The sequence below is a fragment of the Micromonospora sp. NPDC006431 genome, assembly GCF_042870725.1.
Taxonomy (GTDB): Bacteria; Actinomycetota; Actinomycetes; order Mycobacteriales; family Micromonosporaceae; genus Micromonospora.
The window spans coordinates 73,185-97,389 of record NZ_JBIAHQ010000011.1; the positions used below are offsets into that span (position 1 = coordinate 73,185).

At 73.7% G+C, this 24,205-nt stretch carries 19 protein-coding genes; 10 read left to right on the plus strand and 9 right to left on the minus strand.

The features are described 5' to 3' along the window. Positions 1-71: 71 nt before the first annotated feature. The 5 genes from ACFYM6_RS20045 (at position 72) to ACFYM6_RS20065 (ending at position 8,222) form a co-directional block, all read left to right on the plus strand. A complete protein-coding gene (locus ACFYM6_RS20045; RefSeq protein WP_387277475.1) occupies positions 72-1,700 on the plus strand; it encodes a glycosyltransferase family 4 protein in 1,629 nt (542 codons plus the stop codon). Beyond that, a complete protein-coding gene (locus ACFYM6_RS20050; protein ID WP_387277477.1) occupies positions 1,697-3,256 on the plus strand; it encodes a glycosyltransferase family 2 protein in 1,560 nt (519 codons plus the stop codon). The genes ACFYM6_RS20045 and ACFYM6_RS20050 overlap by 4 nt, the downstream gene beginning before the upstream one ends. A gap of 2 nt (positions 3,257-3,258) precedes the next feature. After that, positions 3,259-4,542, plus strand: a complete 1,284-nt coding sequence (locus ACFYM6_RS20055) for a nucleotide sugar dehydrogenase (protein WP_387277479.1) — start codon at positions 3,259-3,261, stop codon at positions 4,540-4,542. Positions 4,543-4,659: 117 nt separating this feature from the next. After that, positions 4,660-6,033, plus strand: coding sequence for a glycosyltransferase (locus tag ACFYM6_RS20060; protein WP_387277481.1), 1,374 nt, complete (start codon positions 4,660-4,662; stop codon positions 6,031-6,033). Next, positions 6,030-8,222 (plus strand): glycosyltransferase, encoded by a 2,193-nt coding sequence (locus ACFYM6_RS20065; protein WP_387277483.1) that lies wholly within the window; start codon positions 6,030-6,032, stop codon positions 8,220-8,222. Before ACFYM6_RS20060 ends, ACFYM6_RS20065 begins: the two co-directional genes overlap by 4 nt. 51 nt (positions 8,223-8,273) lie before the next feature. Here ACFYM6_RS20065 and ACFYM6_RS20070 read toward each other — a convergent pair whose 3' ends face one another. Together ACFYM6_RS20070 and ACFYM6_RS20075 are read right to left on the minus strand one after the other, a co-directional pair. After that, positions 8,274-8,816, minus strand: coding sequence for an acyltransferase (locus tag ACFYM6_RS20070; protein ID WP_387277485.1), 543 nt, complete (start codon positions 8,814-8,816; stop codon positions 8,274-8,276). 244 nt (positions 8,817-9,060) lie between these two features. Next, complete coding sequence (locus ACFYM6_RS20075) at positions 9,061-10,326, minus strand: glycosyltransferase family 39 protein (RefSeq protein ID WP_387277487.1); 1,266 nt, start codon at positions 10,324-10,326, stop codon at positions 9,061-9,063. A gap of 83 nt (positions 10,327-10,409) precedes the next feature. On the opposite strand from ACFYM6_RS20075, the gene ACFYM6_RS20080 reads away from it, so the two are divergent. Both ACFYM6_RS20080 and ACFYM6_RS20085 read left to right on the plus strand, forming a co-directional pair. After that, positions 10,410-11,102: a response regulator transcription factor gene (locus tag ACFYM6_RS20080; protein ID WP_357441366.1), complete on the plus strand. Its 693-nt coding sequence runs from the start codon at positions 10,410-10,412 to the stop codon at positions 11,100-11,102. 10 nt (positions 11,103-11,112) lie between these two features. Continuing rightward, a complete protein-coding gene (locus tag ACFYM6_RS20085) occupies positions 11,113-12,561 on the plus strand; it encodes a sensor histidine kinase (RefSeq protein WP_387277489.1) in 1,449 nt (482 codons plus the stop codon). 28 nt (positions 12,562-12,589) lie between these two features. Here the strand turns inward: ACFYM6_RS20085 and ACFYM6_RS20090 are convergent, their stop codons facing one another. The 4 genes from ACFYM6_RS20090 to ACFYM6_RS20105 all read right to left on the minus strand — a co-directional run bounded on the left by ACFYM6_RS20090 (position 12,590) and on the right by ACFYM6_RS20105 (position 16,870). Further along, the gene (locus tag ACFYM6_RS20090; protein ID WP_073839644.1) at positions 12,590-13,552 is read right to left on the minus strand and encodes a TAXI family TRAP transporter solute-binding subunit; all 963 of its coding nucleotides are present in this window, start codon (positions 13,550-13,552) and stop codon (positions 12,590-12,592) included. A 126-nt stretch (positions 13,553-13,678) separates the two neighbouring features. Continuing rightward, entirely contained in the window at positions 13,679-14,344 is a 666-nt protein-coding gene (locus tag ACFYM6_RS20095) for a hypothetical protein (RefSeq protein WP_387277491.1), read from the minus strand. 95 nt (positions 14,345-14,439) lie between these two features. Then, entirely contained in the window at positions 14,440-15,237 is a 798-nt protein-coding gene (gene yaaA / locus ACFYM6_RS20100; protein WP_387277493.1) for a peroxide stress protein YaaA, read from the minus strand. Between the two features lie 22 nt (positions 15,238-15,259). Then, the gene (locus tag ACFYM6_RS20105; protein ID WP_387277495.1) at positions 15,260-16,870 is read right to left on the minus strand and encodes a hypothetical protein; all 1,611 of its coding nucleotides are present in this window, start codon (positions 16,868-16,870) and stop codon (positions 15,260-15,262) included. 129 nt (positions 16,871-16,999) lie between these two features. Between ACFYM6_RS20105 and ACFYM6_RS20110 the strand changes: the two genes are divergently transcribed. Then, the gene (locus ACFYM6_RS20110) at positions 17,000-18,040 is read left to right on the plus strand and encodes an App1 family protein (RefSeq protein ID WP_387277497.1); all 1,041 of its coding nucleotides are present in this window, start codon (positions 17,000-17,002) and stop codon (positions 18,038-18,040) included. Positions 18,041-18,155: 115 nt separating this feature from the next. On the opposite strand, the gene glgB is transcribed toward ACFYM6_RS20110, so the two are convergent. Next, positions 18,156-20,258 carry a 1,4-alpha-glucan branching protein GlgB gene (gene glgB, locus ACFYM6_RS20115; protein ID WP_387277498.1) on the minus strand — a complete coding sequence of 701 codons (2,103 nt, stop codon included), beginning with the start codon at positions 20,256-20,258 and terminating at the stop codon, positions 18,156-18,158. Further along, positions 20,246-22,342 carry a maltotransferase domain-containing protein gene (locus ACFYM6_RS20120; protein ID WP_387277500.1) on the minus strand — a complete coding sequence of 699 codons (2,097 nt, stop codon included), beginning with the start codon at positions 22,340-22,342 and terminating at the stop codon, positions 20,246-20,248. Before ACFYM6_RS20120 ends, glgB begins: the two co-directional genes overlap by 13 nt. A 117-nt stretch (positions 22,343-22,459) precedes the next feature. Between ACFYM6_RS20120 and ACFYM6_RS20125 the strand changes: the two genes are divergently transcribed. Together ACFYM6_RS20125 and ACFYM6_RS20130 are read left to right on the plus strand one after the other, a co-directional pair. Beyond that, positions 22,460-22,699, plus strand: a complete 240-nt coding sequence (locus tag ACFYM6_RS20125; protein ID WP_073839703.1) for an AbrB/MazE/SpoVT family DNA-binding domain-containing protein — start codon at positions 22,460-22,462, stop codon at positions 22,697-22,699. After that, positions 22,689-22,952, plus strand: a complete 264-nt coding sequence (locus ACFYM6_RS20130; RefSeq protein ID WP_387277502.1) for a hypothetical protein — start codon at positions 22,689-22,691, stop codon at positions 22,950-22,952. Before ACFYM6_RS20125 ends, ACFYM6_RS20130 begins: the two co-directional genes overlap by 11 nt. Before the next feature lie 8 nt (positions 22,953-22,960). On the opposite strand, the gene glgA is transcribed toward ACFYM6_RS20130, so the two are convergent. Further along, complete coding sequence (gene glgA / locus ACFYM6_RS20135; RefSeq protein WP_387277504.1) at positions 22,961-24,169, minus strand: glycogen synthase; 1,209 nt, start codon at positions 24,167-24,169, stop codon at positions 22,961-22,963. Positions 24,170-24,205: the final 36 nt, after the last annotated feature.

The following is a 24,205-nucleotide window of genomic DNA, read 5'->3' on the forward strand; positions in this document are numbered from 1 at the left end:
GGCGCTTGCCGTACACTCGCCGGGGTTCCGTGGCAGGAGACGGGGCCCGACAGGGGAGGCGGAGAAGCATCATGAGGTTCGACGGCGTTGCCGACCCGACCGCCCGGGGCCGGGTCGTGATGCTGGTGGACAACGCCGTCAATGGGGACTCGCGGGTGCAGAAGGCCGCCCGATCCGCGGCGGAGGCCGGGTGGGAGGTCATCCTGCTGGGTCGATCGCCGGTCCTGGAGGCACGCAGCTGGTCCCTCGGCGACGCCCAGGTGCGGCTGCTGCCCATGCCCGATCCGCTCGCCCGCCGCCGGCACGAGTTCCGCCGCGCCTGGCTGCGGTGGCCGCTGGCGTACCCGCCCAGCGGCATCGCCGCGCACCGGGCCCAGGCGGTCAAGGCCTGGCAGGCCGATCTCGCCGTCCGGGCCGCTCAGCTCAAGCTGGCCGACCCCGACACCCCCCGCCTGGCGTTGCGCCGCCGCCTGCTGGACGCCGAGCGGCTCGCCGCCCAGGCGACCCGGAAATGGGTCTCGTTTCGATACTGGCAGCTCACCCGGGCCCGCACCCGGCGCCGGTTCCGCAATCCGTGGGACCGTGCCTACACCCTGTTCTGGCAGGCGGTGAAGGGCGACGGCGCCTGGCGACGGCTGGAGCCGGGGCTGTGGGACTACGAACTGGCCTACGGGCCGGTGCTCGACGAACTGCGGCCGGACCTGATTCACGCCAACGACTTCCGGATGCTCGGGGTGGGCGCCCGCGCCAAGATCCGCGCTGCCGCCGCGGGGCGCGAGATCAAGCTGGTCTGGGACGCCCACGAGTTCCTGCCCGGCCTCCGACCCTGGCAGGACAATGCCCGTTGGCTGCCCGCGCACATGGCGCACGAGCGGGAGTACGCCCGGTACGCCGACGCGGTGATGACCGTCTCCGACGGCCTGGCCGAGCTGCTCCAGCGCCAGCACGGGCTGGCCACCCTGCCCGACGTGGTGCTCAACGCCCCGGCCGCCGACCATGGCGAGGAGTTGGTTCCGGACGCTCCCGCGCCGGATCTGCGGGCGCTCTGCGGCATCGGCGCCGACACTCCGCTGCTGGTCTACAGCGGGGCCGCCGCCCGGCAGCGCGGGCTGGACGTCATGGTCGACGCGCTGCCGCAGCTGCCCGGGGTGCACGTCGCGCTGGTGGTCAACAAGCCCACCGGCCCGTACGTCTCCGGCCTCCTCGCCCGGGCGGCCAAGCTCGGGGTGGCCGACCGGGTGCACGCCCTGCCGTACGTGGCCCACTGGCAGGTGGTGCCCTTCCTGTCGGCGGCGGACGCCGGCGTGATCCCGATCCACCACTGGCCCAACCACGAGATCGCGCTGATCACCAAGTTCTTCGAGTACTCGCACGCGCGGCTGCCGCTGATCGTCAGCGACGTGCGGACGATGGCGGGCACCGTACGGTCGACCGGCCAGGGCGAGGTGTTCCGAGCCGAGGACGTGGCCGACTACGTGCGCGCCGTCCGGGCGGTGCTGGCCGACCCGGCCCGCTACCGCACGGCGTACGACCGGCCCGGTCTGCTGGAGAGCTGGACCTGGGAGGCCCAGGCCAAGGTCCTGGACGTCGTCTACCGGCGGCTGCTTCCCGGGCGGCCCCGACCGGTCGGTGACGCGGCGGCGGGGGAGCCCGTGGCGCGGACGACCGACGCGCAGCCACCCGCGGGGGTCAGCGGGTGAACCGGCCCGACGTGACCGTCATCACCGCCGTCTACAACACCATGCCCTACCTGACGCGGTGCCTGACCTCACTGGTCGAGCAAACCATCGGCCCGGACCGGCTGGAGGTCATCGCGGTGGACGACGGCTCCACCGACGGCAGCGGCCGGGAGCTGGACCGGTTCGCCCGGCTCCACCCGGGCACGGTCAAGGTGATCCACCAGCCCAACTCCGGCGGGCCCGCCGCGCCCAGCAACCGCGGCCTGGAGCACGCCACCGGCCGGTACGTCTTCTTCATCGGCTCCGACGACTACCTCGGCCCGGAGGCGCTGGAGCGGCTCGTCGCGGCGGCGGACCGCTACGACTCCGACGTCGTGCTGGGCCGGACCGTCGGGGTCAACAGCCGCTACATCCACCAGGCGGTCTTCGCCCGGACCGAGCCCGACCTGGACCTGTTCGACTCGGCGCTGCCCTGGTCCCTGTCGAACACGAAGCTGTTCCGCCGGGATCTGATCGAGCGGTACGGGCTGCGGTACCCGGAGGACATGCCGGTCGGCAGCGACCAGCCGTTCACCATCGAGGCCTGCGTCCGGGCCCGCCGGATCTCCGTGCTGGCCGACTACGACTACTACTACGCGGTGCGCCGGCTCAACGCCCGCAACATCACCTACCGCAGCCGCCACCTGGAGCGGCTGCGCTGCGCCGAGTCGCTGGTGGAGTTCGTCGCCGGCCTGGTCGAGGCGGGCAAGCGCCGCGACGCGATCCTGCTGCGGCACTTCACCTGGGAAGTCGCCAAGCTGCTGGAGAACGACTTCCTGGCGCTGGACCGGGGCGTGCAGGAGCAGGTCCGGGCCGGCGTACGCAAGCTGGTCGAGCGCTACCTGACCGACGAGATCCGCGACCAGTTGCCGATCCAGGCGCGGGTGCGCCTGGGCACCGCCCGGTACGGGGAGTTGGACGACCTGCTCGCCGTCATCCGGCAGGACGCCGAGGAGGGCATCCCGCCGGCCGTGGTCGACGGGGACCACTGGTACGCCGGCTACCCCGGCTTCCGCGACCCGCGACTCGGCATGGCCGACCGCTGGTTCGAGGTCACCGATCGGATCGCCGACTGGATCGCCCGCCTGGACACCGTCTCCGTGTCGTTCCTGGGCAACCGGACGCTGGCGGTGACGGCCCGCAGCCCGCGCGGGGACCTGCCACGGCTGGCCGCCGCGATCCGGCTCCGTGCCGGCGAGACCGTCAGCGCCAACGCCACGCTCGAGGCGGACGGCAACGGGACCCTGGTGCGGGCGCAGCTTCCGCTGGCCGGGCTGCTCGCCGGCGTCGCCCCCGGTGGCGAGCTCCGGGTGGTCCGGGCGGAGGCCGAGGCGTTCGGTACCGTTGGTGAGACGGCCCTGCGCGGACCGGCGCGGCCCGTGCCACAGCGCACGGTGCAGCGGCGGGGAGGCCACCTGCACGTCCTTACCGCCACGACGAACCACAAGGGTGAGCTGGTGATCGCCGTAGCACCGCTCACGCCGCGCCGGCTGCTGGCCCGCCTGCGGCACAGGCTTCCACTAGGAGGAAAGAAGTAGCCATGAACATCTGCGTCGTCGCCCTAGGCAAGATCGGGCTGCCGCTCGCCGTGCAGTTCGCGTCCAAGGGCCACCGGGTGATCGGAGCGGACGTCTCCGAGCGGGTGGTGCAGCTGGTCAACGACGGCGCGGTGCCGTTCCCCGGTGAGACCGACCTGGACACCAAGCTCAAGGAGGCGGTGTCCGCCGGGCTGCTCAGCGCGACCACCGACACGGCCGCCGCGGTCGCCGAGTCCGAGGCCGTCGTCGTGGTCGTCCCCCTCTTCGTGGACGCCGAGGGCGTGCCGGACTTCGGCTGGATGGACGACGCCAGCCGGGCCATCGCCCGCGGCCTCAAGCCGGGCACCCTGGTCAGTTACGAGACCACCCTGCCGGTCGGCACCACCCGCAACCGCTGGGCGCCGATGCTGGAGGAGGGCTCCGGCCTCACCGCCGGCCAGGACTTCCACCTGGTGTTCAGCCCGGAGCGGGTGCTCACCGGCCGGGTCTTCGCCGACCTGCGCCGCTACCCGAAGCTGGTCGGCGGCATCGACGAGGCGTCCGCCGCGCACGGCGTGCGCTTCTACGAGGCGGTGCTGGACTTCGACGAGCGCGCCGACCTCAACCGCCCGAACGGCGTCTGGGACCTGGGCTCGGCCGAGGCGTCCGAGCTGGCCAAGCTCGCCGAGACCACTTACCGCGACGTGAACATCGGCCTGGCGAACCAGTTCGCCCGGTTCGCCGACACCGTGGGCGTCGACGTCACCAAGGTCATCGAGGCCTGCAACACCCAGCCGTACAGCCACATCCACCAGCCGGGCATCGCGGTCGGCGGGCACTGCATCCCGATCTACCCGCGGATGTACCTGTGGAACGACCCGGCCGCCACGGTGGTCCGCTCGGCCCGCGAGGCCAACGCCGCCATGCCGCAGTACGCCGTCGACCTGCTGGCCGCCGCGTACGGCGACCTGACCGACGTGGAGGTGCTGGTGCTCGGCGCCGCCTACCGCGGCGGCGTGAAGGAGACCGCCTTCTCCGGCGTCTTCCCGACGGTCGAGGCGCTGCGGGCCCGGGGCGCCAAGCCGTACGTCTCCGACCCGATGTACACCACCGAGGAGCTGACCGCGCTGGGGCTGCCGGCGTACGAGGGCCAGCCGGTCACCGCAGCGGTCGTCCAGGCCGACCACGCGGAGTACCGGACGCTCGGCCAGAGCGACCTGCCCGGCGTGACCGTGCTGGTGGACGGGCGCCGGGTGACCGACCCGACCCGTTGGCCCGGCGTTCGCCGCGTCGTCATCGGCGGATGATCTGATCCCGGGCGGGTCCATCCCGCCCGGGTCAACTCCATGGGACCTGATCCGAACCCGAACGCCCGGACCTCCGGGGCCGGTCGCGGTGCCACCGCGGCCAGCGCGGGAGGTCCGGTGAGTCGGGGCCAGACGAGGAGTGGCAGCGCCATCGACGCGGCAACCGGTGCGACGGAAACGCGCCCCCGGATTCTCTACCTGTCCTTCTACTTCCCGCCCAGCCGGGCCAGCGGCGTGTTCCGCGCCCGCGCCACCGCCAACCACCTGGCCCAGGCCGGCTGGGATGTGACGGTGCTGACGGCACCGAGGGAATTCTTCACCCACTATCTGTCCGACGCTAGCGACGAGACGCTGGAGGCGACGGTCGACCCGCGGGTACGCGTCGAGCGCCCCGCGATGAACATGCGCCACTGGGAGACCGACCTGCGCAAGTTCGGCCGGCTGCGGGCGAATTTCCCGATGCTCTCCGACCGGCTGCACGCGACGCTGCAGAAGGCCATCTTCCCCGAGCCGTATCTCGGCTGGGTGCCCGGCGTCTTCCGGGCCGCGCGGCGGCTGCACAGCGAGCAGCGGTTCGACCTTGTCCTGGCGACCGGCAACCCGTTCGTCTCGTTCGCCGCGGCCCGGCTGCTCGGCCGCGCATTCCGGGTGCCCTACGTGGTCGACTACCGGGATGCCTGGACCTTCAACCAGTTCACCGAGGAGCTCTCGGTGCCCGAGGGCGGCAAGGCGATGCGGTGGGAGGCCCGGATCCTGCGGGACGCGGCCGAGATCGTCTTCGTCAACGACGGGATGCGGCGCTGGCACGCCGAGCGCTACCCGTTCGCGGCGGACCGGATGCAGGTGGTGCCGAACGGCTGGGAGCCGGAGATCCTCGGCCGGCCGGAGCACACCGTGCCGGACCCGAACAGGCCGCTGCGGTTCGCCTATGTCGGCACCGTGACCTCGTACCTCCCCCTCGACGTGCTCTTCGCCGGGTGGCGGCAGGCCCGGCAGCATCCGCTGCTCGCCGATGCCGAGCTGGACATCCACGGCCACCTGGGATTCTTCCCCGACAACGCACCGCCCCTGCGGCAGCGGATCGCCGAGGAGGAGGACATGGGCGTGCGCTACCGAGGCGCCTTCGGCAAGGCCGAGGCGGCCGGGGTGTACGCGCAGACCGACGGCCTGGTCTTCTGTGTGCCCGGCGCCCGCTACGTCACCTCCGGAAAGGTTTTCGAGTACATGGCTTCCGGCAAGCCGATCGTGTCGGTGCACGAGCCGGAGATCGCGGCGGTCGAGGTGCTGGAGGGCTATCCGCTCTGGTTCGCCGGTCCACGGCTCGACGCCGACTGCGTCGCCCACTCGTTCGTGGCAGCTGCGAAGGCCGCCCGGGACGTCGACCGGGACACCCATGAGGCCGCGCTTCGGCATGCGCACACCTACACCCGGGCGGCCACGCTCGGTCCCTGGGAGGCACGGCTGCGCCGGCTCACGGAGGGATCCCGGTGACGACTGCCGATCACAACGTCGTCTACCTGGCGCTCGGTAGCACCCGCGTGAGTGCCGCCGCCGCTCACCTCACCCGGCTGGTCGACCAGGGGCTCCAGGTGCTGGCCGTCGTGGCCGACGTGCCGGAGTGGACCGGCGTCGACCTGCCCGCCGCCGCCACCGTGCATCGGGTCCCCCGGGACCCCCGGCAGGCGGTGCATGCCGCCCGCCGCCTCGTGCTGGGCCAGCGCGGTCTGCTGGCCGGAGTCGATCTCCTGATCGCCGGCGATCCGGAGGCCGTGCCGGTGGCGTACGCGGCGCGCCGCCGCCGGCGGGACCTGCCGGTCCGGTTCGAGCCGGTCGTGGACGAGGCGCGCCGGCCGGCTGCTGCCGACCTCGCCGTCGTCACTCCCTGGTATCCGTCACCGGCGGATCCGCTCGCCGGCACGTTCGTCCGCGCCGCGGTGGCCGCGCTTGGGCAGCGGTACGACCGGGTGTCCGTGCTGCACACGGAGGAGTGGCCGACGTCCTCCTCCTCGTCGGCGGCGCCGCTGGTCACCGTGACGCTGGAGCGGCTGGCCCGGCTCGTCGATGCCGCGGCGGTGCTCGACGAACCCGAGGCCGAACTGACCCGGATGGCCGTACCCCTGCTGGCCCGGCCCCGGGAGTTCGTCGCCCGGGCCGACGCGCACCTCGACGCGGTGCGCGCCGCGCTGCCCACCGGCCGGATCGAGGCGCCGGTGGTGCACGCGCACGGCGGCATGTTCGGCGGAGTGGTGGCGACCGCCCTGGCCCGGCCCGACGCCCGCGTCGTGGTGATCGAGTCCTCGCCGCTGCTGGCGCAGATGCTGGCCCAGCCGGCGACGCGGGAACGCTACGAGAGGGTGCTGGAGCGGGCCGACGAGGTGGTCTGCACCAGCCCGTTCCTGTCCGAGCTCCTCGGCGCGAACTTCCCCGCGCACCTGGACAAGCTCCGGGTCGTGCCGAAGATCGTCGACTTCGACGTCCTGCCCGCGCGGTCCACGCCGCCGGCGGAGTTGCGCCGCTGGCTGCACGTCGGGCCGCTCCTTCAGCGGCGAGGCCTCTCGGTGGCCCTGGAGGCGTTCGCCGAGGTCGCCGCGGCGGATCCGGGGGTGACGCTGATCCTCGTCGACGCCGCCACGACGGGGCGCCGGGTGACGGACCGCATCAAGGAGCTCAAGCTACGCGACCGCGTCACCTTCGTACCCCCGGTGCCGCACACCGCTTTTGCCGACCTGCTGCACGGGCATGACCTCCTGCTGCACGCCGGCCAGCCGGAGGGGCTCGGCGAACTCCTGGTCGAGGCCGTCGCCACCGGCACACCCGTGCTGGCGGCCGTTGAGGCGCCCACCGAGCCCACGCTGGCCGTGCTGTCCGAAGTGGCCGGGACGCTGGTCGAGACGGCACAGGACGCCTCGGGGATGGTGGACGGCTACCGCCGCCTGGGCGCGCACCTCGGCAGGGCCGACGTGAGCGCCGCCCGGGCGGCGCTCCAGGCGCGGTACGGGGCGCCGGCCGTACTGCCACAGTTGACCGGCGAACAGGTCCCGGATTGGGCCCCCGTGACGGCCCCGGCTCGCCCGGGTGGCCTGGCGGCGGCCGGTCCCGAACCGGCTGCGACTGCCGCCCCGGCGACGGTCGCGGCGGAACGGATCGTCCTCGTCGCGATCAACGCGCCCCGGTTCTACCCGGCCCGAGACTTCGCACTGCGCGCCGCCGCGGCGGGCTTCGGCGTCGACGTCATCACCCACGACGCGAACCTGTGGCGGGAGGCGGCGCGGGACCCCCGGCTGCGTGTCCACCCGATCGACGTGGCAGAGTCTTGCCGCCCGATGCTCCGCGTCGAGCAGGCGATCGTCTACCGGGTGCCCGGCAAGGTGCTGTCCGCGGTCCGGAACCGCACCCGCCGGCACGAGTCCATCTGGCCCGAACTCGGCGTCCTGAACGCACAGCGAGCACACCGGAAGCTGGCGAGGCTGGTGCACGACTCCGGCTTCGAGCGGGGTTACCGGATCGTGCGGCCGAGAATCATGTGGCGCGTCGTTCGACGCGACGTGCTGCCCAAGCTGGACCTGACCCGCACCCGCCGGGTCGTGGTGGCGGGCACCTACGGGGTGACGGTCGGTTGGCAGCTCGCCCGCCGGCACCCCGATCTCGTCGTCACCACCTCGCTGCACGGCTTCGAGTAGCGGTGGGGCCGGTGGCCGGCTCGGGGGTTCCCGGGCCGGCCACCGCTGCCGTCAGTGCTGCGCCGGGGGGGTGTCGACGTCCCGGGAGACGACGTCGCCCTTCTCGTCGACCCAGCCCTTCGGGCGCGCCGGGTTGCCGACCACCAGCTGGTACGGCTTGACGTCCTTGGTGACCACGGAACCGGCGGCGATCATGGCGTACTCGCCGACCTCGATGCCGCAGACCAGGGTGGCGTTGGCGCCGATAGAGGCGCCCCGGCGGACCAGGGTCGGGGTGATCGTCCAGTCCGGGTTCTGGGCGCGCGGGCGGAAGTCGTTGGTGAACACCGCGGACGGGCCGACGAAGACCTCGTCCTCGATGGTGACGCCCTGGTAGACCGAGACGTTGTTCTGGATCTTGACGCGGTCGCCGACGGTGACGTTCGCGTCGACGTACACGTTGCGCCCGATCACGCAACCGGCACCGACCTGGGCGCTCGACCGGATGTGGGCCAGGTGCCAGACCTTGGTGCCGTCGCCGACCTGGGCACCGTCCTCCACCTCGGCGGTCGGGTGGACGAACACGGACGGGGAACGGTCGTTGGTGTCAGTCATCCTTCAACTCGCATCGTCGCAGGGCGCGCCGTCGCGCCATCGGAGCCGTGCGTCGGACCGCGCCCGGGGGACCGAGGCGACCGCGCGGGCCGGGACCAGCCGACACCCGGCGGCGACGTCGGCCGGCCGGTGATCGGGCTCGGCGTAGCATACCGAGCCCGCAGTCGAGCAACGCCGACAGCACGTCGGCGCCCGGTGGTCCGTCAGCGACTGCGGGCGGCGGCACCCGACGAAGCGCCAGCGGTCAGGGCGACCACTTCCAGATCAGGCTCAGGTAGACGCCGTAAGCCGCGGAGACGACCACGAGAAACGCGAACACGGCCAGCATGGTGCTCCGCCGCGCCTTCGCCAGCCCCACGGCGACCGGCAGGAGCAGCGTGACGGCGGGCACCAGGTAGCGACCCTTCGCCCAGTAGTAGTTCTCCGTGCCGATGCTGAGCAGGAAGAACGTGACCGAGTAGACCACCAGGGGCAGCGGGTAGCGGTGCAGCACGAGCAGCGCGATCAGCACCACCGCGACACCCAGCAGCAGGGTGGACACGTACATGGGCAGCGAGGCCGGCTCGACCAGCACCTTCTTCAGCGTCCTGGCCGTCGAGACGCCGCCGTCGAAGCCGATCCGCCAGTACTTCTCCTGCATCTCGAAGTAGGCGTCGACCCGGCCGAGGCGGTGCCCGATCCAGGCCAGGTAACCCAGGTAGCCGAGTGGGGCGAGCAGCGCCGCCACCCACGGCCGCCAGCCGTCCTGGCGGCGGACGATCGCCACCAGTGCGGCCACCCCGACCGCCGCGATCAGGGTCGTGGCGGTCGGCCGGGAGAGGCCGGCGACCAGGCAGAGCAGGCCGGCGGTCAGCCACTGCCGGCGCAGCAGCGCGTAGAGCGTCCACGCGACGAGCGCGGTGAACACCGTCTCCGTGTAGGCCATGTTCTGCACGACGGCGTGCGGCAGGACCGCCCAGAGGGCCACCAGGATCAGGCCCGCCTTGCGCGAGCTGAGGTGCGCGCCGAGGGCGTAGATGCCCCACGCGGCGGCCAGGCCGGCCGCCCAGGAGACGATCAGCGCGGCGACCTGGGTGGAGAACGGGGTGACGGCGGCGACCGCCGCGATCAGCCCCGGGTAGAGCGGGAAGAACGGCAGGTTCGGCAGCGTGCTGTGGGACTTCGGGTGGTTGCCGACCATCCCGGTGTCGTATCCGTCGTCGGCGATCCCCACGTACCAGATGCCGTCGAACCGGCTGTGCAGCAGCGACCAGAAGTCCGCGCCGGACCGGTGGGCGAGGAACCCGAGGACGACCAGCCCGCTGAGCCGCAGCAGGGCGTAGAGCGCGACCGGCGCCACCGCCGGGTGCCGGTGCCAGGGCCGTCCCGGACGTTCCTCGGCCGCGGCATCCGACCGGCCCTCCGCGTCGGCGCGGGATCCCGGGTCCCCGGGACGTTGCCGAAGGGCGGTGGGGGCGTCAACGTCGGGAGCGAACGCCGGCTCGTCGTGCGCGGGGGCGGGAGCGGACACAAGGCAGAACCATAGCCCACCGGCCCGGCCCGCCGGACCCACGACGTGCCTGGGGCTCCCGTCGCGCGCGCACGTCTGCCACGATGCGTGGGCAGCAGGTAGAGGGAACGGAGGCACGGGTGCGGATCCTCCTGGTCGAGGACGATCGTCGGGTGGCCGGCGCCCTGTCCTCCGCGCTGATCCGGCGGGGCTACGAGGTGGAGCACGCCGCCACCGTGGAAGCCGCCCTCTCCGCCGCCCCCTGCGATCTGGTGCTGCTCGACCTGACCCTGCCCGACGGCGACGGCACCGACCTGTGCCGGGAGCTGCGCCGGCGCAGCAGCCAGCTCGGCATCATCGCGGTGACCGCCCGGGGCGAGGAACGCGACCGGGTGCTCGGCCTCCGGCTGGGCGCCGACGACTACGTGGTCAAGCCGTTCTCGATGGTGGAGCTCCAGGCGCGCATCGAGGCGGTGCTGCGGCGGGCGGCGCACACCGTGCCGGAGCGCAACCTGATCGAGGCGGGCGCGGTCCGCATCGACGTGGGCGGCCGGACGGTCAGCGTGGCCGGCCGAGCGGTGGCGCTCACCCGCAAGGAGTTCGACATCCTGCTCTCCCTGGCCCGGCAGCCCGGCGTGGCCGTGCCGCGGGACCGGATCCTGCTCGACGTCTGGGGCACCACCTGGGCGGACCGGCACACGGTCGAGGTGCACGTCGGCTCGCTGCGAGGCAAGCTCGGCGACCCGAAGCTGGTGGAGACCGTACGCGGGGTCGGCTACCGGCTCCGCGGCGAGTGAGGGGGCCGGGGTGCGCCGCCGGCTGGTGATCAGCTATCTGCTGCTGATGGTGCTGGTCCTGCTGGCCCTGGAGACGCCGCTGGCGGTCACCCTGGCCACCCGGGAGACCGACCGGGTCCGCGCCGACCGGCTCGCCGACGCCACCCGGTTCGCCTCGCTGGGCGGCCCGGCGCTGCGCGGCGGCGGGCCCGGCCCGCTCGACAGCGAGCTGGCCGCCTACGACGACCTGTACGGCATCGCGGCCGCACTGGTCGACCGGGAGGGCGGTACCGTGACCGCCTCGGTGAGCTGGGAGCCCGGCCCGGGCACCGCCGTCGCCCTGGACACCGCGCTGGCGGGCCAGCAGTTCAGCGGGCCCGACTCGGTGTGGCCCTGGGTGGACGAACCGGTCGTGGTGGCGGTCCCGGTCACCGACGGCGGCGAGGTGCTCGGCGCGGTGGTCACCGCGACCCCGGCCGGCAAGGTCCGACGTACCGTGGCCTCCTGGTGGGTGCTGCTCACCGCGATCGGCCTGCTCGTGGTGCTGGCCTGCATCTCCACCGCGTTCGGGCTGGCCGGCTGGGTGCTGCGTCCGGTCACCGAGCTGGACGCGGTGACCCACGAGATCGCCGAGGGCGATCGCACCGCCCGGGTACGCCCCCGGCTCGGTCCGCCCGAGCTGCGCCGGCTGGCGGCGAGCTTCAACAACATGGCCGACGCGGTTTCCGACGTGATGGACCGGCAGCGGGCGTTCGTGGCGCACGCCAGCCACCAGCTGCGCAACCCGCTGACCGCGCTGCGGCTGCGGGTGGAGGAGCTGGGACCGAGCCTGACCGACGACGACGGCCGCGCCGAGCACCGGCTGGCGCTGGAGGAGACCGACCGGCTGGCCACCCTGCTCGACGCCCTGCTCACCCTGGCCCGGGCCGAACGGGAGGAGAACCAGCGGGTCACCGTGGACGCCGCCGAGGTCGCGGCCTCCCGGGTGGCGGCCTGGCTGCCGCTGGCCCGGCACCGGTCGGTCACCCTCCGGCTGGACGCGGCCGCGGCGCCCGCGTACGCCCGGACCGTGCCGACCGCGATCGACCAGGCGCTCGACGCGCTGATCGACAACGCGGTCAAGTTCAGCGGTACCGGGGCGGAGGTGACCGTGGCGGTACGCCCCGCCGACGGCGGAATCGCGCTGCAGGTGCGGGACACCGGCCCGGGCATGACGGCCAGCCAGCTCGACCAGGCCACCGAGCGGTTCTGGCGGGCGCCCGACGTGCAGAACGTGGACGGGGCCGGGCTGGGGCTGGCCATCGTGGCGGTGCTGGTCGACGCCTCCGACGGCCGGTTAACGATGCGCCAGGGCCGGCCTCGGGGGCTGGTCGCCGAGCTGTGGTTCCCGAGCCCGGAGGACCCCGTCACGGGCCCGGCGAGCGGCGACGGCGCGGACGACACCGGCCCGGCCGAGCGGGTCGGCTCCGCCGCCGGCTGAGCCCGCGCCGCGGATCCCCGGGTTGGGGTCAGGGTTTGGTCGACCGGTACCAGCCCGCCGCCCCCGGATGCAACGGGAGCGGGGTGGTGACGATCGCGGACCGGGGACTCATCCGGCCGGCCGCCGGATGGGCCGCGGCCAACTCCTCCCGGCGGTCCATCAGCAGCCGGGTCAGCTCCCGCACCAACGCCTCCGGTAGGTCGGCGCGGACGATCAGATAGTTCGGGTTGGCCACCGTGCTGATCGGGTCCACGCCGTACACCGAGCGGGGAACGTCCCGGGTCACGTACACCTGCCCGTACCGGCGGCGCAGCGGCTCGGTCCACTCACCCAGGTCGACCAGCCGGATCGCGGTGCTTTCGGCCAGGTCCGCGACGCCGCGTACCGGCAGGCCGCCGGAGAAGAAGAACGCGTCGATCCGGCCGGCCCGTAGCGCCGCCAGCGAGTCGTCCAGGCCCAGGTGCTCCTGCCAGACCTGGTCGCCGCCGAGCTGCGCCACCTCCAGCAGGCGAATGGCGGTGACCTCGGTGCCGGAGCCGTAGGCGCCCACCGACACCCGCCGCCCGCGCAGGTCGGCGAGCGTGCGTACCGGGCCGCCGGCGGTGGTGACCAGGTGCAGCAGGTCGTCGTAGACCCGGGCCACGGCGAGCACGGCGGGGTGGTCCGGGGACCGGGGTGGCAGCACGTCGGCCTGGGTGAAGCCCAGCTCCGCCTCCCCAGAGCCGACCAGCCGGACGTTCTGCGCGGACGCCGCGGTGACCACCACGCTGGCCTGCACCCCGGGCAGCTCCCGGTTGAGGATGGCGGCCAGCGACTGGCCGAAGGCGTGGTAGACGGCGGTCGGGCTGCCCGTGGCGATCCGGATCCGCACGGCCGGGGTCGGCGCGTCCCGGCAGCCGGCGAGCCCGCCGAGGGTCGACACCAGCAGCAGCACCAGGGCCGCCGGCGCCGAGGTCGGCCGCCGGCCGCGCACAGACCAGCGTCGGCTCACGCGCTGCACTCTGCGCTGTGCACCCGCCGCCGCGCAAGCCCGGACGCGGCGCCGGTGGTCCCGCCCGGCGCGGTGCGGACGGCTCGGCCCGGCGGCGCCGCGCGGCGGCCGGGCCGGGCGGACGGCTCAGCAGGCCTGCGCCGGGGCGAGGGTGGCGCTGTCCACGATCCGCGCGCGGTGCGGGCCGTTGGGCACGCTCACCAGGAAGCAGCCGCCGCCGGGCCGGAGCACCGCCGGGACGTCCAGCAGCGCCGCGCTGCGGACCAGGACCGCGGCCAGGTCCCGGTCGGTCAGCCGGACGCCGAGACAATGCCGGCGGACGTGCCGCCCGCCGGCCAGCAGCGCCGCGCGCCAGGCCGCCGCGGCCAACCGGGGCCGCCACACCCGCCGGGCCGGGGAGGCGCCGGGGACGGGCCCCCCGAGCAGCTCCCGGCGGCCCTGCCGCCAGCCGGTCTCCAGCAGGATCGCGTACGCCGACCAGTGCTCCCGGGGCACGGACAACCGGTGCAGCTCGTAGCGGCGGCGCAGGCCGCCGGTGGTCAGCTCGTGCTCCACCGGTACGTCCAGGCGGCCGAGCAGCTGCCGCATCCGGTGCGCCGCGGCCTCGTGGTTGAACTCGGCGACCCCGCCCCGGTACGTGCCGGTGTCGACCCGGCGGCCGTCGGTGGCCGGGGGTGGGGTGCAGCGCATCAGGCAGGCGACCTCGAACGCGTCGGCCAGGGTCAGCCAGTCCAGCGGTGGGAGCGGCAGCGACCGGTGTGGCCGGTCGAGCAGCGTGGAGTCGGAGGCCATGGCAGGAACTCCTTGTCGGCGTGGGGTTCCCTTACCGTGGCCCCCTGGCCGGCACGACGAAACCGCTGCGCCCGAGCCTTGAGGAAAAATTGCGGCTACAACTCCGTCACGACGACGTCAACCTGGCGTGGCCGGCCGGCGGGCGCGGGCTGCTCCTCGACCGTGTACTTCAGGTCCCGCAGCGCTCCCACCAGGGCGGCGGTGGTACGCGGCCGGACGCCGGCCGTGAGCAGGTCGCGGACCAGGCGGCCCTTGGTGGCCTTGTTGAAGTGGCTCACCACCGACCGGGTCGGCACCGGCGTCGACGCACGCTCGTGCAGCACCCGCACCGTCACCGTGCGCTCCGCGACCTCCCCGCGCGGCGCCCAGGTGGCCGCGTACGCGCCGGAACGCAGGTCCAGCACCGGCCCCCGGCCGGCCGCCGCCGCCATCGCCGGGACCAGCGCCCGCCGCCAGTACGCCGACAGCGCGCCGATCCCCGGCAGCTTCGCCCCCACCGGGCAGCGGTACGGCGGGATCCGGTCGGTGAGGCGCACCGCGCCCCACAGGCCGGAGCTGACCAGCACCGAGCGGCGGGCCAGCCGGGCCCCGGCGGGCGGCAGCGAGGCCAGGTCGAGCGCCTCGTAGAGCACCCCGGTGTAGATCCGGTCGGCCGGCGCGGTCGCCGCCACGCGCAGCCGGGCGTTGCGGCGCAGTTCGCCGCCCTGCCCCTCGCTGAGGCCCAGCGCGGCCCGGGCCGCCGCCTCGTCCGGCCCGGCGCAGAGCGCGACGAGCGCGGCCAGCACCTCCTCCCGGGCCGGGGTCAGCTCCGGCAGCGAGAGCCGGGACAGGTCCAGCCGACGACCGGTGCCGGCCTCGGCCTTCCCCTCGGACGGGGGCAGCAGGATGAGCATCGGCTCAGCGTACGACCCAACCTCAGCGCCAGGGCCGCACGGCGCTCTCCGGGTGGTACACGCGATAGCCGCCGACCTCGGCGACCACGGCGGCGTCGGCCCCGTCGCCGAGCCACCAGCGCAGCGTGCGCTCCGCCGACGACCCGGCCTTGAGCACGTACCCGGGCCGGGCCGCCCGCCCCACCTGCCGCCAGTACGCCGGGTAGCGGTTCTGCCCCGGGGTCAGGTTGCCGTCGAGCACCCCGCAGACCACCGCCTCGCCGGTGTTGAAGATCAGCCGGTTGCAGGTCCAGTAGTCCCCGTACACCTCGTGCAGCCCGGCCCCACGGACCGCGTCGGCCAGCTCGCGGGTCTGCCGCTCCTCGGCCCGCACCGACGGGGCGTCCGCGACGAACGCCACGGTGGCCGCCACCGTCGCCGCGGCCACCGCGGCCAGCACCAGACCGGCCACCGCCCCACCGACCCGGGCCGCCACGCCCGCCGTGCCCCGCCAGGCTCGCGCGGCGGCCAGCCAGAGCGGCCACAGCACCGCCGGCAGCGAGATCTGCAGCACCGACAGGTAGCGGGCGTTGCCCAGCGGATCGGTCGCGGCGAGCGGGCTGCGCACGTAGCCGAGCAGGGTCAGCACGGCCCCGACGACCAGGGCGAGATGCGCGACCGCCCGGACCCGTCCGGCGGCGTCGGCGGCCCGCCGGAGGGCGACCAGCCCCAGCACGGCGGCGGCCACCAGCAGCACCGGGTAGAGCAGCCCGAACCACTCCTGCCACCGGGCACAGCCGGCCGCCCGGCAGAGCCCGCCGGCCAGCGGCACCCCCTCCAGCAGGCCGCCGTGCACCCGGTCCGACCAGGACGGCGCCGCGCCCGCCTTCGTGCTGATCTGCCGGAACACCGACAGCGAGTCCTGCCCGGGCGGGGCATCGAGATTGTCCTTGATCATCGGGGCGACCCCGACCACGAAGCCGGCGATCAGCAGCACACCGGGCCAGCCGATCAGGTCCCGGGGCGCCGCCCAGAGCAGCACGATCCCGGCCACCGCCAGATAGGGCACGATCAGCCAGTCCGACCAGAGCGCCAGCCCGGCGAGCAGGCCGAACACGCCGGTGGCCAGCCAGCGGTGCCGCACCCGGCGTTCGCCGAGAGCCACCGCGATCAGCAGCATCGCCAGCACCGCCGGCTTCACCTCCGGCCGGCCGCCCACCACGGTGAGCTGGTCCCGGACCACCCGCTCCGAACCGAGCGCCAGCAGCCCCACCACGAAGGTGGCCAGCCAGGGGGAGTAGAGACGGCGGGTCAGCCGGTACGCCAGCCAGAGGAAGACCGCGTAGAGCACCAGCAGTGGCAGCCGCAGCACCGGCCAACTCGGCCCGGCCCAGCCGACCAACGGGGCCGCCAGGTAGGACTCCAGCACGCCCATGTAGTGCTGGCCGTACAGGAAGACCGGCCGCTCGCGCCCGGCCGCGATGTGCAGGGCGGCGAGGCCGAACGTCGCCTCGTCGCTGTTCGAGCCGGGCAGGGTCAGCAGCGTCAGGACCAGCCGGTAGCCGACCCCGGCCGCCCCGAGCAGCAGGGCGACGAGCGCCGGTCGGTCGAGCGTGGGGTGCCACCACCCGCGGTGCTGCACAGCTGTCGACACGACCAACGCCCCCGTCGTCGTCCCGACCGCAGTTTTTCACGGTGCCGCCCCGCGGCGGGGCGGATCGGCGGAGTCGGAGCCGGCCGCAGTCGCGTGGCCGCCGTCGCCCGCGTGTGGCAGGGTGACAGCGTGCCCGCCACACCTGCCGGAGAACTCGCCGTACCACGGCTGCACCGGGCCGCACGGATCGAGGACGCCGTCCACGGCCTGGTCGAGCGCCGGCTGCGGCGCACGGGTTGGAAGGTCAACATCATCGCGTACGCCGGGTACGGTGCCCCGGGCTGGGCGCGGGTGCTCTGCCGGGTGCTGCTCGGCCGCCCGGACGTCCGCCAGCGGGCCCGACCGGAGAAGGTCCGCGGCTGGCGCAGCTTCGCCACCCTGCCCGCCAAGCACGCCACGGTGACCATCGAGGCCGGCGACATACGCCACGAGACGACGGCGGACCGCAGCGGCTTCGTCGACACCGTCATCGAGGCCGACTTCACCCCCGGCTGGGGCAGCGTACGCCTCAGCGTCCCCGACGCCGAGCCGGTCGAGGCCCTGGTCCGCGTGCTCGACCCGAACGTCCGGTTCGGCATCCTCTCCGACATCGACGACACGGTCATGGTCACCGCGCTGCCCCGACCGCTGCTCGCCGCCTGGAACACCTTCGTCCTCGACGAGCACGCCCGGGCCGCCGTGCCCGGCATGGCGGTGCTCTACGAGCGGCTGGTCACCGCCCACCCCGGCGCCCCCGTCTTCTACCTGTCCACGGGCGCCTGGAACGTCGCGCCGACGCTCACCCGGTTCCTCTCCCGGCACCTCTACCCGGCGGGGCCGCTGCTGCTCACCGACTGGGGGCCGACGGCCGACCGGTGGTTCCGCAGCGGCAAGGAGTACAAGCGGGCCACCCTGGCCCGGCTGGCCCGGGAGTTCCCGGACCTCCGGTGGCTGCTGATCGGCGACGACGGGCAGCACGACCAGGAGATCTACCGCGAGTTCGCCGCCGCGCACCCGGACAACGTGGCCGGGGTGGCGATCCGCCGGCTGTCGCCCACCCAGTCGGTGCTGGCCGGTAGCCTGCCCGCCCCGCCCGGCCGCCCGTCCGCCGGCCCGGTCGGGCAGAAGTGGCTCGCCGCGCCGGACGGCGCCGGCCTCTGGAAGCTGCTGCGGGAGGCGGGCCTGGTCTGACCGGCGCCCGCCGTGGCGCTCGCGGATCGACGCCAGTTCCGCGGATGTGGCGGTGTCGAAGGGTGCCGGACACCGCCAGATCGCCGACCTGGCGGTGTTAACCCGACAGACCGGGTCAGTCGCGGCGGAGCCAGAGGGCGCCCAGCGGCGGCACCCGCAGCGTCGCGGACGCCGCCAGCCCGTGCCAGGGGACGCTCTCCGCGTGCACCGCGCCCAGGTTGCCCACGCCCGACCCGCCGTAGTTTTGGGCGTCCGTGTTGATCACCTCGGTCCAGGCGCCGCTGGCCGGCAGGCCGATCCGGTAGCCCTCCAACGGTCGGGCGGAGAAGTTCGCCACGCAGACCAGGGTGGCGCCGTCCGGGGCGATCCGCACGAACGAGACGGTGTTGTTGGCGACGTCGTCCCCGGCGATCCAGCGGAAGCCGGCCGGGTCGGTGTCCTGCGCCCACAGCGCCGGGGTGGCCCGGTAGACACGGTTCAGATCGCCGACCAGGCGCTGCACGCCGGCCCGCGCCGGGTCGTGCAGCAGGTACCAGTCGAGGCCGCGCTCCTCGCTCCACTCCCGGTCGTCGGCCAGCTCGCAGCCCATGAAGAGCAACTGCTTGCCAGGGTGCGCCCACATGTACGCCAGCAGTGCCCGGACGTTGGCCAGCTGCTGCCAGGTGTCGCCGGGCATCTTGCCGGCCAGCGAACCCTTGCCGTGCACCACCTCGTCGTGGCTGATCGGCAGCACGTAGTTCTCGCTCCACGCGTACGCCAGGGAGAAGGTGAGCTGATGGTGGTGGTGCTGCCGGTAGATCGGGTCCTTCGAGGCGTAGAGCAGGGTGTCGTGCATCCAGCCCATGTTCCACTTGAAGCCGAAGCCCAGCCCGCCCTCACCCGTCGGGCGGGTGACACCCGGCCAGGCGGTGGACTCCTCGGCGACCATCACCGCCCCCGGGTGGTGCTTGGAGACGGTGGCGTTGGCCTCCTGCAGGAACGCGATGGCCTCCAGGTTCTCTCGGCCGCCGTGCACGTTGGGCACCCACTGGCCCTCCTGCCGCGAGTAGTCCAGGTAGAGCATCGAGGCGACCGCGTCGACCCGCAGCCCGTCGGCGTGGAACTGCTCGCACCAGTAGAGCGCGTTCGCCACCAGGAAGTTGCGCACCTCCCGGCGGCCGAAGTCGAAGACGTACGTGCCCCAGTCGGGGTGCTCGCCGCGGCGCGGGTCGGGGTGCTCGTACAGTGGGGTGCCGTCGAACCGGGCCAGGGCCCACTCGTCGCGCGGGAAGTGCGCCGGCACCCAGTCGAGCAGCACGCCGATGCCGGCCTGGTGCAGCCGGTCCACCAGGTAGCGGAAGTCGTCCGGGTCGCCGAACCGGGCGGTGGGCGCGTAGTAGCCGGTGACCTGGTAGCCCCAGGAGCCGCCGAACGGGTGCTCCATCACCGGCAGGAACTCCACGTGGGTGAAGCCCATGTTGGTCACGTACTCGGTGAGCTGCTCGGCGAGGTCGCGGTAGCCGAGGCCGGGCCGCCAGGAGCCGAGGTGCACCTCGTACACGCTCATCGGCTCCTGGTGCGGCCGCCGCTTCGCCCGCCGCTCCAGCCAGGCCGCGTCGCCCCACTCGTACGTGGAGTGGTGCACCACCGAGGCGGTGGCCGGCGGCACCTCGGTGCGCGCGGCCAGCGGGTCGGCCTTGTCCCGCCAGTGCCCGTCGGCACCGAGGACCCGGTACTTGTAGCGGGCGCCGACCGGCACGCCCGGCACGAAGATCTCCCACACCCCGCTGGCGCCGAGCGAACGCATGGGCCAGCCGTCGTCCGGCGCCCAGCCGGTGAAGTCACCGACCACCCGCACCCCGCGGGCGTTCGGGGCCCAGACGGTGAACGCCACGCCCTCATCGAACACCCGGGCGCCGAGCGCCTCCCAGAGCCGCTCGTGCCGCCCCTCGCCGATGAGGTGCAGGTCCAGCTCGCCCAGCGTGGGCGGGTGGCGGTACGGGTCGTCGTGCACCGTGCCGTCGACCTCGACCCGGTAGTCGAGCACCTCGCCGGGCAGCACGGCCTCGAAGACGCCGACGTCGTGCACCCGCTGCATCGTGTGCCGTTCGTCGTCGACCAGCACGGCCACGTCGGTCGCGCCGCGCCGCAGGGTTCGGATGGTGGTGCGCCCGGCTGCCGGATGCGCGCCGAGCACGGCGTGCGGGTCGTACTCCTGACCGGAGATCAGCTGCTCCATCTTTCCTCGTCCTCCACGGCCGGTGCGGTCGGGGCGGTGCCGCCGGACAGGTCGGCGGGCACGTCCTCGACGGTCAGGTCGGGCGCCGCCGGGTTCGCCGGGTCCGGTGCGGCCGGCGCGGCGGTGCGCCGCACGGTGAAGACGTGCGCGGGTTGCAGGTACGGGTCGAGCCGGACGGCGTTGCGCTGCCCCCAGTCGTAGCTGACCCCGGTCAGCTCGTCGTGGACGGTGAACCGGTCGTGCCAGTCGAGGCCGAGCGCCGGCATGTCCAGGGTGGTGTTGCCCCACTGCACGGCGCGGGAGTCGAACGAGCAGATCACCAGCACGGTGTTGCCGGTGTCCGGGTCGTGCTTGGACCAGCAGAGCAGCGCCGGGTTGTCGATGTCGTGGAAGCGCAGGTTGCGCAGCCGGTGCAGGGCGGGGTTGTCGCGGCGTACCCGGTTGAGGGTGGTGATGAACGGGGCGAGCGAGCGGCCGTGCGCCTCGGCGTCGGCCCAGTCCCGGGGGCGCAGCTCGTACTTCTCGTTGTCCAGGTACTCCTCGGCGCCGGGGCGGGCGACGTGTTCGAAGAGTTCGAAGCCGGCGTACATGCCCCAGGAGGGGGAGAGCAGCGCGGCCAGCACCGCCCGGATCTTGAACATCGGCGGGCCGCCGTGCTGGAGGGACTCGTGCAGGATGTCCGGCGTGTTGGGCCAGAAGTTCGGTCGCATGTAGTCGGCCGCCGCGACCAGTTCCTCGCAGTACGCCCGCATCTCGGCCGCCGTCGTGCGCCAGGTGAAGTACGTGTACGACTGGGTGAAGCCGATCTTGCCGAGGCCGTGCATGATCGCCGGGCGGGTGAACGCCTCGGCGAGGAAGAGCACGTCCGGGTCGACCTGCTTGACCTCCCAGATCAGCCAGTGCCAGAAGTCGAACGGCTTGGTGTGCGGGTTGTCGACCCGGAAGATCCGGATCCCCTCGCCGACCCAGTGCAGCACCACCCGCAGGATCTCCGCCCGGATGCCCGCCGGGTCGTTGTCGAAGTTCAGCGGGTAGATGTCCTGGTACTTCTTCGGCGGGTTCTCCGCGTACGCGATGCTGCCGTCGGCCCGGGTGGTGAACCACTCCGGGTGCTCGGTCACCCACGGGTGGTCCGGGGCGCACTGCAACGCCAGGTCCATCGCCACCTCGAGGCCCTGCTCGGCGGCGGCGGCGAGGAAGGCGCGGAAGTCCTCCGGCGTACCCAGGTCGGGGTGGATGGCGTCGTGGCCGCCCTCGGCGGCGCCGATCGCCCACGGCGAGCCGACGTCGTCCGGCCCGGCGGTGAGCGAGTTGTTGCGGCCCTTGCGGTTGACCCGGCCGATCGGATGGATCGGCGGCAGGTAGAGCACGTCGAAGCCCATCGCCGCGACCCCGGGGAGCCGGTCGACGGCGGTGCCGAAGGTGCCTGACTGGGCCGGCGCGTCGACGGTGGCCGGGATCGCGCCCTCGGAGCGGGGGAAGAACTCGTACCAGGCGGAGTAGAGCGCCCGGGGCCGGTCCACCCAGAGCTGGTATTCCTCGCCGGTGGTGACCAGTTCCCGGACCGGGTGGTCCCAGAGCAGCGCGGCCAGGTCGAGCGCCGGGCCGACCCGCCGGCGCAGCTCCAGGTCGTCGGCGCGCAGCGCGGCCGCCGCCGCCCGGACCCGCGCCCGGTCGGCCGCCGGCACCAGCTCCAGCGCCGCCTCCAGCACCCGGGCGCCCTCGGCCAGGTCGTTGGCCAGCTCGGCCGGGCCCTGGCCGGCGGCGAGCTTCTTGGTGACCGCGTTCTGCCAGGTCAGGTACGGATCGTGGAACGCCTCGACGGCGAATCGCCAGGTGCCGACCGCGTCCGGGCGGATGGTGGCGTGCCAGCGGTCCTGGCCGGGCTCGCCGGGCCGCAGCCGGGTGAACGGGCGGGCCGCGCCGTCCGGGCCGAGCCAGACCACGTTGCAGCCGAGCGCGTCGTGTCCCTCGCGGTAGGCGCGGGCCGACACCGGTACGAGTTCGTCCACCACGGCCTTGGCCGGGTAGCGACCGCAGGAGACGACGGGGGAGACGTCTTCGATCGGGAACCGTCCAGTCACCGGTTCAACCTACTGCGCGAGATCGCTTCGCGCTCGGGTCGAGACGTGCTTTACCCGTCGGGCCCATCGGTAGGCCCTGACACGTACCGTTTGTATTACGTGTCATGAGGGGGCGCGATGAAGCTGAACAGCAAAGGTCAGGTGACCATCCCTGCCGCCCTGCGCGCCCGGTACGGGCTGCACGAGGGCGACGAGGTCGACGTCGTCGAGGAGGGCGGCGCGTTGCGGATCGTGCGGGTGAGCGGCGCCGAAACCCGGGGGCAACGCCTGGTCCGCCACATGCGCGGGCGCGGTGGGGCCCGAGCGGCCGAGGGGATGTCCACGGACGAGTTGATGGAACTGCTCCGTGGCGAGTGAGCGGGTCCGGGCCGTCGCCGCCCGAGCGTATGACTCGGCCACCACTCTGGTCGACACCAACGTCCTGCTGGACATCTTCACCGAGGACCCGCGCTGGGCGGAGTGGTCGGGCGACGCCCTGGCTGCCGCCCTGGCTGCCGCCCGGGATGCCGGTGCTCTGGTCATCAATCCGATCGTGTACGCCGAGGTGTCGATGCGCTTCGCCGACCGTACGTACTTCCCGAAGCTGGCGTTGATCTCGCCCGGCACCTGACCGGCGTGTCAGCCGGCGGCGCCCACCGACCGGTACACCTCCAGCGTCCGCCGCGCGATCGTGTCCCAGGAGAAGTGCTCCACCGCCCTACGCCGCCCGGCCCGGCCGAATTCGGCGGTGCGCGCCGGTTCGGCCAGCAGTTCGTTGAGCCGGGCCGCCAGGTCGGCCACGAACCGTTCCGGATCCAGCGGCCGGCCGCTGCCGTCGGAGGCCTGGTCGATCGGCACCAGCAGCCCGGTCTCGCCGTCGACGACCACCTCGGGGATGCCGCCGGTGGCGGTCGCCACCACGGCCGTCTCGCAGGCCATCGCCTCCAGGTTGACGATGCCCATCGGCTCGTACACGGACGGGCAGGCGAAGATCGTGGCGTGGGTGAGCACCTGGATCACCTCGTGCTTGGGCAGCATCGCGGCCACCCAGACCACCCCGGAGCGGGTGGCCTGCAGCTCGGCGACCAGTTCCTCCACCTCGGCCGCGATGTCGGGGGTGTCGGGTGCGCCGGCGAGCAGCACGAGCTGGGTGTCGGCGGGCAGCTCCCGGGCCGCCCGCAGCAGGTAGGGCAGGCCCTTCTGCCGGGTGATCCGCCCGACGTAGACCACGCTGGGGCGGGACGGGTCGATGCCGAGCCGGTCCACCACGTCGGTGCCGTGCTCCGGGGTGTACTGCCCGGTGTCGATGCCGTTGTAGACCACCCGCACCCGGTCTGGGTTCACCGCGGGGTAGGCCATCAGCACGTCCCGCCGCATCCCCTCGCTGACCGCGATCACCGCGTCGGCGGCCTCCACCGCCGTGCGTTCGGACCAGGAGGAGAGGGCGTACCCGCCGCCGAGCTGCTCGGCCTTCCACGGCCGCAGCGGCTCCAGGCTGTGCGCGGTGACCACGTGCGGCACCCCGTACAGCAGCTTCGCGGTGTGCCCGGCCAGGTTGGCGTACCAGGTGTGGCTGTGCACCACGTCGGTGCCGGCGCAGCCGGCCGCCATCTCCAGGTCGACGCCCATGGTCCGCAGCGCCGGGTTCGCGCCGGCCAGTTCCGCCGGCTCGGCGTACGCAATGACACCCGGCTCGTCGCGCGGCGCGCCGAAGCAGTGCACCCGCACGTCGGCGAGGCGGCGCAGCTCGCGCGCCAGGTACTCGACGTGCACCCCGGCCCCGCCGTACACCTCCGGCGGGTACTCCCGGGTGAGCAGATCAACGCGCAGCCGAGCGGAATCCGTCATGACCGGCACCCTAGTGCAGAAGCCCGCCGCGCACCC

Excerpts from the sequence above, each read along its gene's own strand:
- ACFYM6_RS20045 (WP_387277475.1), top strand. The coding sequence starts at position 72 with ATGAGGTTCGACGGCGTTGCCGACCCGACCGCCCGGGGCCGGGTCGTG.
- ACFYM6_RS20055 (WP_387277479.1), top strand. The coding sequence starts at position 3,259 with ATGAACATCTGCGTCGTCGCCCTAGGCAAGATCGGGCTGCCGCTCGCC.
- ACFYM6_RS20070 (WP_387277485.1), bottom strand. The coding sequence starts at position 8,816 with ATGACTGACACCAACGACCGTTCCCCGTCCGTGTTCGTCCACCCGACC.
- ACFYM6_RS20080 (WP_357441366.1), top strand. The coding sequence starts at position 10,410 with ATGCGTGGGCAGCAGGTAGAGGGAACGGAGGCACGGGTGCGGATCCTC.
- ACFYM6_RS20095 (WP_387277491.1), bottom strand. The coding sequence starts at position 14,344 with ATGGCCTCCGACTCCACGCTGCTCGACCGGCCACACCGGTCGCTGCCG.
- yaaA (WP_387277493.1), bottom strand. The coding sequence starts at position 15,237 with ATGCTCATCCTGCTGCCCCCGTCCGAGGGGAAGGCCGAGGCCGGCACC.
- glgB (WP_387277498.1), bottom strand. The coding sequence starts at position 20,258 with ATGGAGCAGCTGATCTCCGGTCAGGAGTACGACCCGCACGCCGTGCTC.
- ACFYM6_RS20125 (WP_073839703.1), top strand. The coding sequence starts at position 22,460 with ATGAAGCTGAACAGCAAAGGTCAGGTGACCATCCCTGCCGCCCTGCGC.
- glgA (WP_387277504.1), bottom strand. The coding sequence starts at position 24,169 with ATGACGGATTCCGCTCGGCTGCGCGTTGATCTGCTCACCCGGGAGTAC.